Source organism: Bacteroidia bacterium (genome assembly GCA_039924845.1).
Lineage (GTDB): Bacteria > Bacteroidota > Bacteroidia > DATLTG01 > DATLTG01 > DATLTG01.
On the sequence record JBDTAC010000074.1, the window covers coordinates 64302 to 76555 of the forward strand.

The window sequence follows — 12254 nt, forward strand, 5'->3', positions numbered from 1 at the left end:
GAGAAAAAAAGACGTTCAAAAAAATAATTTTTCGAAGGATAAAAAACACATACAAAAACGTCCTTCAATGCTGTATATTTGTTCTTTCAAAAAAATAACTTTTCGTTGATTAAAAAAGAAACCATAGAGCAAATTATTGATACGGCGCGCATCGAAGAAGTGGTGGGCGACTTTGTTACGCTGAAAAAACGCGGCGCTAATTTGTTAGGTTTATGCCCTTTTCACAACGAGAAAACGCCTTCGTTTACGGTTTCTCCTGCTAAAGGAATTTACAAATGTTTCGGTTGCGGAAAAGCTGGAAATTCTGTTAATTTTATGATGGAGCACGAGCAACTTTCGTATCCGGAAGCCTTGCGAACATTGGCGAATAAATATCACATTGTTATTGACGAAGAGCAGCCGAGTGCGGAGCAGCAAATCGAAAATAATAATCGCGAAAGTTTATACATCGTTTCTTCGTTTGCACAAAAATTATTTACTGAAAATTTGCATCAGACCGACGAAGGGAAATCGGTTGGATTAAGTTATTTTAGAGAACGTGGTTTTACAAAAGAAACCATCGAAAAATTTCAGTTGGGTTATTGTTTGGATGAATGGCGCGGATTTACGGACCCTGCATTGGCAGCGGGATATAAGTTAGAATATTTGGTGCAAACGGGATTGACGATTTCATCTGCCAACGAAAAAATATTCGATCGTTTTGCCGGGCGCGTGATGTTTCCGATTCACAATGTGAGCGGAAAAGTGATTGCTTTTGGCGGACGCGTTTTGAAAAAAGACGAGAAAACAGCGAAATATATTAATTCGCCCGAATCGGATATTTATCATAAAAGTCAGGTATTGTACGGCATATTTTATGCACGAAAAAGTATTGCTGCAATGGATTCTTGTTTTTTGGTAGAAGGGTATACCGATGTGATTTCGATGTACCAAGCAGGAATTGAAAATGTAGTGGCTTCTTCTGGAACATCGCTCACAGTGGAGCAAATTCGTCTTGTTCGACGATACACCAAAAACATTACGATTTTATATGACGGTGATGCGGCGGGTATCAAAGCGAGTTTTCGCGGAATTGATTTGGTGTTGGAAGAAGGGATGAACGTGAAAGTGCTTTTGTTTCCTAACGGAGAAGATCCCGATTCGTTTTCGAAAAAAGTTTCTTCCGAAGAATATAAAAAATTTATCGCGGAAAACGCAACTGATTTTATCGCTTTCAAAACAAAACTTTTATTTAGTGAAGCAAAAAAAGATCCCATTAAAAAAGCTGCTTTGATAAAAGAAATTATCGACAGCATTGCCATTATTCCCGAAGCAATTACGCGCTCTTTGTATGTGAGAGAATGTAGTGTTATCATGGAAATTGAAGAACAAATTTTGCTGAACGAATTAAATAAAGTGTTCCGAAAAAAAGTTTTTCAAAAGCAAAAAGATGAAGACTCTATTCAGTCGCAAGAAGAAGCGCAATACTTTGAAAACAGCGAAGCGGAAACGATTGATTTTTCCGCGAATAGTTGCGAACATCAAGAATTTGAATTAATCCGAATATTGATTTTGCATGGAGGTAAAGAAATTAATATAGACACGAAAGATGAGGAAGGACAAGATATAGCGGTTCCTTCAAGTGTTTTCGAAATCATCCGACAGCAGTTGGAAAGCGATGTAATTTCATTTGATAATCCGCTGTATCAAAAAATATTTTTTGAATTTGTAAAAAAAGAGGAGGTCGAAAAAATGCTTCCTTCAACTAATTTTTTCACGCAACACTTCGATGAAGAAATTCAAAAGCTCGCCATTGATATTTTAAGTAATCCATATCATCTCAGTGAAAATTGGGAGAAAAAAGGCATTTTTGTAAACACAGAAGAAATGCTATTGGCGAAATCGGTTTGGAGCGCTATTTATTCGCTGAAAGGAAAAAAAATCGAGAAAATGCTTTCGGAAAATAACCAGTTAATGAAAGAAGAAAAATCCGACGAAAAAATTTTTGAGTTGCTTTCTCAGCGTATCCAACTGAACGAAGCAAAAAAATTATTCAACGCTTTGCTGGGAAGAATCATCATTAAATAAATTTCGGATCACACGCGAACGCCCATTATCAATACATCATCCACCTGATCTAAATTACCTTTCCAAGTTTCAAATGTTTTTTCAAAAATAATTTTTTGCTGTTCCATTGGTTTATTTTCTGCTGATAATAGCATTTGCTTAAACTGACTGAGTTTGAATTTTTTCCCTTTTTCTCCGCCAAATTGATCGCAATAACCATCTGTGAAAATATAGACACAATCGTTTTTTTGTAATTGAAAAGTATGATTCTCAAACGATTTTTCCGGTAATTCAATAGCGGCTGTAATGGCTTGTTTATCGGGCTTAATTTCTATTACTTCTTGATTACGAACAATCAATAAAGGATTATTCGCGCCTGAAAAAAGAAGTTCCATTTTCTCAAAATCAATTGCGCAAAAAGCTAAATCCATTCCGTCTTGACGAGGGGTAATTTTTTTGTTTTGATTGAAGGTACGAAACAACTCGATTTGCAAAAAATGCAACACATCAGCAGGCGTATTTATATCAGGATTTTTAACCGTTTGATTTAATAAAATATTGGAAATAATACTCATAAAAGCACCGGGGACTCCGTGTCCTGTGCAATCTACAGCAGCCATCACTACTAAATTTGAATCTTGGGAAATACCCATTTGTTTTTTCGCTTGCTCTGACAAAGAAGTTCGTAGGCTTTTGTACCAAAAAAAATCTCCGCTTACAATATCTTTCGGCTTGTAAAAAATAAATGAATCTGGAATAATTTTTTTCAAACCATTTATATCCATAAAAATAGCATCCTGAATACCCATTGCATAACGGATGCTCGCCAAAATATCTCTATTTTTTTCTTCGATAATATTCTTTTGAGTTTCGACTTCGGTTTCCAATCGTAAACGTTCGCGAATATCACGCGCGTAAATGACGATGGCGGGATGCCCTGAAAAAGAAGCTATTTTCGCGCTGCATTCAACTGGCAAAAGGCTTCCGTTAGCAGCAACAAAAGGAATGTGTTTGTAAATTAATCCACCTTTCTCCCAAGTATCTGCAATGGCTTGCGAGCTTTTTTCAGAAAATTCAGTCGGCGTAATTTCAAAAATTTTTTTCTGAAGCATTTGCTCTTCTGGGCAACCAATCATTTCGGCAGCACGTTGATTGACTTGCAAAATTTTTCCTTCTACAATGTCAATTACAAACATCGCATCGTTGGCTTGATCAATAATGCTTTCGTAATTTTTTTGTTTTGAACGAGCATCTTTCAATTCATTTTTTATACGTTCAATTTTTTTATAAACGAGAAAAAAAACGCTTCCAAAAACAACAAGTAGAAAAAGAAAAAGGGTATAAATCATCTTTGTTTAAAGTGTGTCAATTATCGGAAAAATAAGTGAAGGATTTAAAAATTCGCCCACTTTATCGGGGCGCGAAACATAACGTACAATACCAGAGGTATCAATTAAAAATGAAGCAGGGAGCGGGATGCCTTCTTCAAATTTATCCGCAAAGGCGTTGTCGTATTCACTTAATTGCACTCCGTAAGCCATTGCGGTTTTTTGTTTGTCATCGGCAAGTACTTTAAAATCCAATCCTAATTTTAAAACCATTTCTTTGTTTACGCCCACTGGATCGGGCCCAATTGCCATCACAAAAATATTTTTTGTTTGAAATTTTTCGCGATTTTTTTCGTACGTGCGTAGCATCATGTGGCAGCCAGGACACCAATCTCCGCGTACAAAAATCAATAGCAAATGCCGTTTATCTTTAAAATCAGATAATTTCACCAAATTATTTTCTTGATCAGGAAGTTCAAAATTGGGAGGTATTTTTCCGATTTCTACACGTTGTTTCGCCGATTTATTTTTAGATAATTGTTTCTTATCTTTTAGCATTCCATACGTTAACATGCAAGCAAAAGCGAAACTTGGGAGCGGAACAAGTAATTGAAAAATCGTATGTGTTCGAACGCTCATTCCGATACCGAAAAGGACAATAGCGCAAAAAAGCAATATCGGTTCCAACCAAGAATATTGCGAGTAGGAAAAAATGCTAAAAAAGGCAATTCGTGAAATACCGCATCCAGCGATAAAAAGCAATGCCATCGTGAGAAAGGGAAACGAAGTAAATGGAAATTCCAATGCAATTCCTGTTAAAAGTGCGGCTGCAAAAACAGTAAAAAATTGATAATTGGAGGTGTATTTAGAAACTTCTTTTAAGGTAATAAAATAAGCGACCACACTTAAAATAGCTGCTACTTTATTTTGATGTAATCCGATGCAAACCACCGCTATTAAAAGCAATCCAACGGCAATGCTTGTATAAAGATGTATTTTTTTCATCGTCAAAAAAATAATTTTTAGAAACGAGTTTTACACAAATATCGTAAATATAAACGCAATCTGTACTTTTGCGCTTACAAAATAATGTTTATGAAATGTACGTATTGGTACGAAGATTGGTTTGATTCGGAGTATTATCATAAACTTTACAAGAATCGCGATGCCAGAGAAGCACAATTTTTTTTAGATAATTTATTGACTTTATTGCAGCTTCCGGCTTCGGCTCAATTGCTTGATTTGGCTTGCGGAAAAGGTCGTCATTCGATTTATCTCAGCAAAAAAAATTTCTCTGTAACAGGCATTGATCTTTCCGAGAATAGCATTCACGAAGCATGCAAATCCGCTACCGAAAAATTATTTTTTTACCGACACGATATGCGTTTGCCTTTTCGAATTAATTTTTACGATGCTGTATTCAATTTATTTACCAGTTTCGGTTATTTTGAAAATGAAAAGGATAACGATAAAGTACTTCGTTCTACGGCGCTTGCGCTGAAGAAAAACGGAATTTTCGTGCTCGATTTTATCAATGCAGAAAAAGCAATTCGCGAAATAAAGAAATCAGAAATAAAAATTTCGGACGGCGTTCGTTTTGAAATAAAACGTTCGTTTGAAAACGGATTTATCGTCAAAAAAATTATTTTTTCAGATGCTTATAAAACATATCATTTTATGGAAAAAGTACGCGCTTTTCATCTTTCAGATTTCGAAAAATTATTCCAAAAAAACGGATTGAAAATCGAACATGTTTATGGCGATTACAGTTTGCGTCCGTTTGATGAAAAAAATTCCGACCGCTTAATTATCATCGCAAAAAAATAATTTTCCAAACGCGTTTTTATTCGTATTTTTGTACCTTAATTAGAAAGAAGTTCCACTTAAAAAACCAAATAAGATGTCAGTATTAGTAGGAAAAAAGGCACCCGCTTTCAAAGCAAAAGCGGTAGTTATGGGAGGCGAAATCGTAAACGATTTTTCACTCGAACAATACATTGGCAAAAAACACGTCGTATTTTTCTTTTATCCAAAAGATTTTACGTTTGTATGTCCAACAGAATTGCACGCGTTTCAAGATCAACTCGCAGAGTTTGAAAAAAGAAATGTAGCAGTTGTAGGTTGTTCCACAGATACAGAACAATCGCATTGGGGATGGTTGCAAATGGCAAAATCGCATGGCGGAATTAAAGGTGTTACGTATCCGATTGTGGCAGATACAACTAAAACAATTTCATCCAATTATGGCGTTCTTGCTGGTGATTACGATGTAAATGACGAAGGAGATTTAATTGCAACAGGACCGATGATTGCATATCGCGGACTTTTTTTAATTGATAAAAAAGGAATGGTGCATCATGAAGTGGTAAATAATTTTCCTTTGGGAAGAAGCGTGGATGAAGTGATTCGTATGGTAGATGCACTTCAGTTTTTTGAAGAAAACGGAGAAGTTTGTCCGGCGAATTGGAAAAAAGGCGATGCGGCGATGAAAGAAAGTCACGAAGGAGTAGCCAATTATTTAGCGAAACATTAATAAAAAAAGCGGCGAAAATTTTCGCCGCTTTTTTTATGTTCTATTTTTCACCTCCGAAAAATTATTTTTTTGGTACTGTAAATGGAGGTTCAATTTGCTTAGAAAAATATTTTTTGCATCTTTACGATGTACCTGTTTCAGAATAGCCACGTAAATAAAATTGATGAAGAAAAAATACTTTTTTACACTCCTGTTTTTTTGTACTGCTATCCCTTTTATTTCTGCGCAAAGCGTAATGGTAAAAGGGAAAGTTACAGATGCTTCTTCACATGAAACGTTAGTTGGAGTGAGTATTGGCATTGACAAAACGGATGGCGTTTTGAGTGATGTGGATGGAAACTTCCATTTTGCTCTTGCTGCTGGAGCGCATTCTGCGACATTTAATTTGGTGGGTTATATTCCGCAAACAAAAACTTTTTTATTGACGGTAGGAGATACCATTACGCTGAATGTAAGTTTGAAACAAAGCACCAACGAATTGGATCAAGTAGTTGTTTCTGCGGGTAAATTTGACCAAAAAATTGGCGATGTTACTGTTTCTATGGAAGTAATAAAGCCCGAATTAGTTGAAAATAAAAATACCACCAGCATGGACGACATCATCAACCAAGTGCCGGGTGTAAATGTGGTAGATGGTCAAGCGAATATCCGTGGAGGGAGCGGTTTCAGTTATGGAGCCGGAAGCAGAGTGTTGGTGTTGGTGGATGATTTGCCAATGATTACTGCCGATGCTGGCGATGTTAAATGGAACTTTTTACCCATCGAAAACCTATCGCAGATAGAAGTGATAAAAGGTGCTTCCTCTGCTTTGTTCGGTTCTTCGGCGCTCAACGGAGTTATCAATATCCGAACCGCTTATCCTACAGATACGCCGCTTACAAAAGTAACGATGTATTCTGGTGTATACATGAATCCACAACGCAGTGATTTAATTTGGTGGGGAAATGTGAATCCGACGTTTTCAGGATTTGATTTTATGCATTCTGAAAAAATTAACAACTTAGATTTAGTAGTTGCTGGAAACGTATACAATACCGATGGTTACCGACAATTGGAAAACGAAGAACGCTATCGTTGTAACGTAAATATGCGTTATCGCTCTAAAAAAGTTACGGGATTATCGTATGGCGTAAACGTTAATTCGATGTATGATAGAGCAGGGTTGTTTTTACTTTGGGCAAATGCCGATTCGGGAGGATACAAACCCAACGGCGGCTCTGTGAGCGAATACAAAGACACACGTACCAACGTAGATCCTTTTATAGTGTATATTTCTCCTAACGGAGATAAGCAAAGTTTGCATACCCGCTTTTTCAATACAACCAATACCAACAATACTTCTCAAGGCTCTGTTGCCAATGTGTATTATGCCGAATATCAATACCAAAAACATTTTTCTGAAAACACTACACTTACTACAGGCTTTGCAGAAACCTATACTACCGTAAAATCAGATTCGTTGTACGAACTTCATAGCGGAGAAAATGCGGCTTTGTTTGCTCAGCTCGATAAAAAAATTAAAAAACTGACGCTTTCCGTAGGTGTGCGCGGCGAATATTACAAGTTGGATACGGCTGAAACTAAAACCACTTTCCTGAAAAAGCAAATTCCCTTTAAGCCAGTTTTAAGGGCGGGCATTAACTACCACATTGCTAAGTATACCTATTTACGGGCTTCTTACGGACAAGGCTATCGTTTCCCTTCCGTTGCAGAAAAGTTTATAAGCACGGTGGTGGATAATTTAAAAATTGATCCCAATCCGGCATTGCAGCCAGAAACTGGTTGGAGCAGCGAAATTGGAATAAAACAAGGTTTGAAATTAGGCGGTTGGAATGGCTATTTAGATGTAGCCGGCTTTTTAACACAGTACGAAAATATGATGGAGTTTACCTTCGGATATTTCATTCCGCCAACCATCACAAACCCTGGTTTATTAGATTATGTAAAAAACGCGGGCTTTAAATCCATGAACGTTGGCAATACACAAATTACAGGAGTGGATGTAACACTTACTGGAACTGGAAAAATCTTTGGCATCAACACCACCGTATTGATGGGCTATACTTACACGGATCCCACTTACCTCAATTTTAATACTGCAAAAGACAGCACGGCATCTACTTCCCAAAACATTTTAAAATACCGCTTTTATCACAATGCGAAAGCAGATATTCAATTCGATTATAAAAAAGTATCCACTGGGTTTAGCATGCGTTACAACAGTTTTATGATCAATATTGACAAGCGTTTCGAAGAGCCTTTGTTGTATGATAAATTACCTACGGCTCCCATTTATATTCTTCCAGGATTAAAGCAATACCGCGAAACACATAATAACGGGGATCTTGTTTTTGATTATCGTATTGCCTATCAGCTAAACAAAACGGCAAAGCTGGCCGTGATAGTTAATAATGTATTTAACCGAGAATACATGACGCGCCCGGGTAACATTATGCCTCCGCGAAATATTACTTTGCAATTAAGTTTGCGATTTTAGAGCTATTTTTCAATTCTGTTTTTGTATTTTTCTTTCTTTTGTCTTGAAATAGGGCAAACAAGCGGTGCTTGTTTGAGCCAGCATGGGTGTTAGAAAGAAACAAAGAAAAATTCAAGGCTTTGATTTCTCATTTCATTTTAGTTTCCTGAAGTCTATTCGTCGGGCGATTTCCTCGTATACACTCGGAACTTCCCGAACTCATCACGCCTTCATTTCACTAAAATTTTATTCGAAATCAGATGCCCTTAAAAAATATTTTCTTTAAAGAGAAAATTACGCTTCAAAAAAATACTTCTCTCTACTTATCTTCATGTTTAGTAAATTCCATTTTTGGGTATTTACATCTATAATTCGAATATTATTGGGTGTAATTGTAAAGCCGCAAGCAGTATAGCATTTAATGGCTGTTGTATTAAATTCGAATACATTTAATTCTACTGTATTTACAGCTTTATCGGAAAAAGATTTTTCTAATAGTGTAGTGATAATTGCTTGTCCGAAACCTTTTCCGCGATACTGTTTATTACCAACAGTTATTCTGCACAACCTGCGCGTTTCTGCATTCACAATAAAAATTTCGCCCATACCAATCGCGACTTTATTTTGTGCTTCTTCCACCAGAAAAACGGCTCTGTTCTGGTCTTCTAAATAATGCGCTACTTGTTCTTCTGTTAAAGGGAATTTAAATACAGGTCCTGCAAACTGAACAAGTTCTTCTTCTGTATCTGCCCATGTTTGGAGCAGTACAACGTGTTCTTTTTTAAATGGTTTTAAGTGTATGGATTTCTTAGATGTCATTGTAAAAAGTTTATTTTATCCAAAGATATTTTAAATGTGTTGAAACAAAATTCCGTAGTAATCCTTTTAGTAGACATTTATCTCTTCGAAAAAATAATTTTTTAATTCTGTTTTTGTGCTTTTCTTTCTTTTGGCTTGAACCAAATGAAAGAAACAAAGAAAAATTCAAGGCTTCGATTTCTCATTTTATTTTCCTGATTCTATTCGTCGGGTAATTTTTTCTTATTTTAGCAACTTAATTATAGAATAAAACAATGAAACTAAAAGAGAAGATATCTCTCGAAGGGGTTTTTGAAAAAGAATATAAAATCAAACTTGTTGAACCTAAAAACAACAAAGAAGCGGTTATTACTCATTTTTTGCACAACTGTAAGAATGGAGTTTCAAAATTCTATAAAAAAGATGCAATAAAATTTACAAAAGAAATTTTACAATGCAAATATCCCGAAGAGAAAATAACAAATCTTGTAGCAGAAGAAGCGTTACAATATGGCATTTTTGATGCTTTTGATATTCCATTTCCTCCAGTTAAAAATCCAAAATTTAAATTTATTGACCTTTTCGCGGGAATTGGAGGCTTCCGTTTAGCAATGCAAAATTTAGGTGGAAAATGTGTTTTTACAAGCGAATGGGACAAAGAAGCCAAACGCACTTACAAAGCAAACTTCGGAGAACGTCCATTTGGTGACATCACAAAAGAAGAAACTAAAGCATTTATTCCAGATGGTTTTGACTTGATTTGTGCAGGATTCCCTTGTCAAGCATTTTCTATTGCAGGCAAACGAGGAGGATTTGAGGACACAAGAGGAACACTGTTCTTTGATGTGGCGGAAATCATCAAACGCAAACAACCAAAAGCAATATTTTTAGAAAACGTAAAAGGCTTAAGAAACCATAACGGAGGAAAAACATTGGCAACAATTCTTAATGTTTTACGAAATGATTTAGGGTATTTCGTTCCCGAGCCTAAAATTGTAAATGCAAAGGATTATGGTGTTCCACAGAATAGAGAAAGAATTTATATTGTTGGTTTTCGAAAAGACATTGGGATTACAGAATTTGAATATCCGAAACCTACAAAGAAAAAAGTAAAATTTGCTGACATAAAGGAGAAGAAAGTTCCTGCAACAAAATATTTTTTATCAACTCAATATGTGCAGACGCTTGTAAAGCACAAGGCAAGACACGAAGGAAAAGGAAACGGTTTTGGCTATGCGATTATTCCAGATGATGGAATTGCAAACGCAATTGTAGTCGGAGGAATGGGTAGAGAAAGAAACTTAATTTACGACCATCGAATCACAGATTATACTCCTACAACTCACATTAGAGGAACTGTAAATCGTGAGGGCATTCGCAAAATGACACCGAGAGAATGGGCAAGGCTTCAAGGCTTTCCTGACAAATATGTAATACCTGTTGCTGACGCATCAGCTTACAAACAATTCGGCAACTCTGTTGCCGTGCCTGCAATACAAGCGACGGCAACGAAAATTTTAGAACTAATTTTAAACAAATGAACAAACTAAATCAATTAGGAATAACTATTGGGAAAGATAATAAAGCAGAAATAGTTTTTGATAGCCTATTCCCAAGTTTTATGAATGTGAAATATAAAAAGCCTTCGGATTATATTTCGACATACTGGGAAGCATTTCAAAAGCATCCCGAAGGAAATAACAATTTAAACGGGAAAATATTTGAATATATTTTGGCAACATTGTTTGTTCGTGAAAACATTTTGCCATTTTATATGAGTGCCAAAGTTGCATTTGTTCCCAATGTAATTTATGACCTTATGTTTTACACCTCAGAACGAGGTCCAATTTGTATTTCTGCAAAAACAAGTTTACGCGAACGCTACAAACAAGCCGACTTGGAAGCAATAGCTTTAAAATATGTTCACAGAAAAGCATTGAGTTATTTAGTAACACTTGAAGTAAATGAAGCGAAAAGTGTAAAAGCAAAAATTAAAAGTGGAGACGTTATCGGACTCGACAATGTTTTGGTTGCGACAAGCAACGACTTCAACGAACTAATTGAAGAATTGAAATCATATAAGTTTTCCGAACCTCCGACAGTTAAGGTAATTCAGAGCAATCAAATAATAACGTTAGAAAAGGTAAAAGGATTAAAGTAATGTTGTACGCGACAAGATATAATGAAGGAAAAGAAGCACTCCTTGTAACAGTCGTTCAACAAAACTTCATTTCACTAAAATTTTATTCGAAATCAAATACCACAAAAAACATTTTGGTCTAACTCGTATATAGATCTTTTAAGACAAAAAAGAAACCACACCTTTATAGGGTGTGGTTTCCAGATACACAAAGCAAACATGTCAAGTAATAGACTTGTTCTCTTTGCTTTTCGGAACGTAGGCATTAACAACTACATTAAAGCCGTACTGACTAAGCTGCTCCTCTCTGCCACGATAGGTAACCATTAACACATCGCGTATTTTTGCGATGAGGTAATTAATAGTATTTGGCGTACTATTTGTTTGTCCCTTCTCGATACCCATTGCTGAACGGGCTACTTGCATTTCGCCTTCACTTTCTTCGCGTAGCTCGATGCTGTGATTTCGAGCAATTACCGCGGAATCGGTAAGCGATTGGATGTTAGCCAAATCAGCTGGGGCAATTGGACAACCAACCCCATCAGTTGTGCTCTTTTCTAAAATGCGTTGAGCGAGACGCAATAAATCTCCCGGCCTGTGGCTCGGTACCTTTACTCTTACTGTTCTTTTACCCATTTTTATTTAGTTTAAATTATTTATATGTCCAGAAACGCAAATAGGTTATTGATTATTGTATCTGACTTGTTAAAATTCTCTAAAAAAGCATAAAGCCCTTTGCCTGAGCAGGTTTAAGGGCTCCTCGCACAGCCGAACATGCCTTACGCGCAGCTGAACATGTCATGCGCACAGCTGAACTTGCCTCACGCACAGCTGAACATGTCATACGTTTATCTGAACTTACCTCACGCACAGCTGAACTTGCCTCACGCACAGCTGAACTTGCCTCACGTTCATGTAAACGTGTCATGCGAT

At 36.4% G+C, this 12254-nt stretch carries 10 protein-coding genes; 6 read left to right on the top strand and 4 right to left on the bottom strand.

Going from position 1 to position 12254, the window contains the following annotated elements:
• Window positions 1–105: 105 nt before the first annotated feature.
• Window positions 106–2067: a DNA primase gene (gene dnaG / locus ABIZ51_08415; protein MEO7088798.1), complete on the top strand. Its 1962-nt coding sequence runs from the start codon at window positions 106–108 to the stop codon at window positions 2065–2067.
• 8 nt (window positions 2068–2075) lie between these two features.
• Here dnaG and ABIZ51_08420 read toward each other — a convergent pair whose 3' ends face one another.
• Window positions 2076–3395 carry a PAS domain S-box protein gene (locus ABIZ51_08420; protein ID MEO7088799.1) on the bottom strand — a complete coding sequence of 440 codons (1320 nt, stop codon included), beginning with the start codon at window positions 3393–3395 and terminating at the stop codon, window positions 2076–2078.
• A gap of 6 nt (window positions 3396–3401) precedes the next feature.
• Window positions 3402–4379, bottom strand: a complete 978-nt coding sequence (locus ABIZ51_08425; GenBank protein ID MEO7088800.1) for a peroxiredoxin family protein — start codon at window positions 4377–4379, stop codon at window positions 3402–3404.
• Between the two features lie 84 nt (window positions 4380–4463).
• On the opposite strand from ABIZ51_08425, the gene ABIZ51_08430 reads away from it, so the two are divergent.
• The 3 genes from ABIZ51_08430 to ABIZ51_08440 all read left to right on the top strand — a co-directional run bounded on the left by ABIZ51_08430 (window position 4464) and on the right by ABIZ51_08440 (window position 8404).
• Window positions 4464–5201: a class I SAM-dependent methyltransferase gene (locus ABIZ51_08430; GenBank protein ID MEO7088801.1), complete on the top strand. Its 738-nt coding sequence runs from the start codon at window positions 4464–4466 to the stop codon at window positions 5199–5201.
• A gap of 73 nt (window positions 5202–5274) precedes the next feature.
• Window positions 5275–5907 (top strand): peroxiredoxin, encoded by a 633-nt coding sequence (locus tag ABIZ51_08435; GenBank protein MEO7088802.1) that lies wholly within the window; start codon window positions 5275–5277, stop codon window positions 5905–5907.
• Window positions 5908–6070: 163 nt separating this feature from the next.
• Window positions 6071–8404: a TonB-dependent receptor gene (locus ABIZ51_08440; GenBank protein MEO7088803.1), complete on the top strand. Its 2334-nt coding sequence runs from the start codon at window positions 6071–6073 to the stop codon at window positions 8402–8404.
• 273 nt (window positions 8405–8677) lie between these two features.
• Here ABIZ51_08440 and ABIZ51_08445 read toward each other — a convergent pair whose 3' ends face one another.
• Window positions 8678–9202 (bottom strand): GNAT family N-acetyltransferase, encoded by a 525-nt coding sequence (locus tag ABIZ51_08445; protein MEO7088804.1) that lies wholly within the window; start codon window positions 9200–9202, stop codon window positions 8678–8680.
• 254 nt (window positions 9203–9456) lie between these two features.
• Between ABIZ51_08445 and ABIZ51_08450 the strand changes: the two genes are divergently transcribed.
• Window positions 9457–10722 carry a DNA cytosine methyltransferase gene (locus ABIZ51_08450; GenBank protein ID MEO7088805.1) on the top strand — a complete coding sequence of 422 codons (1266 nt, stop codon included), beginning with the start codon at window positions 9457–9459 and terminating at the stop codon, window positions 10720–10722.
• Window positions 10719–11342, top strand: coding sequence for a hypothetical protein (locus tag ABIZ51_08455; protein MEO7088806.1), 624 nt, complete (start codon window positions 10719–10721; stop codon window positions 11340–11342). Before ABIZ51_08450 ends, ABIZ51_08455 begins: the two co-directional genes overlap by 4 nt.
• Before the next feature lie 201 nt (window positions 11343–11543).
• On the opposite strand, the gene ABIZ51_08460 is transcribed toward ABIZ51_08455, so the two are convergent.
• Window positions 11544–11957, bottom strand: a complete 414-nt coding sequence (locus tag ABIZ51_08460) for a hypothetical protein (GenBank protein ID MEO7088807.1) — start codon at window positions 11955–11957, stop codon at window positions 11544–11546.
• Between the last annotated feature and the right edge of the window lie 297 nt (window positions 11958–12254).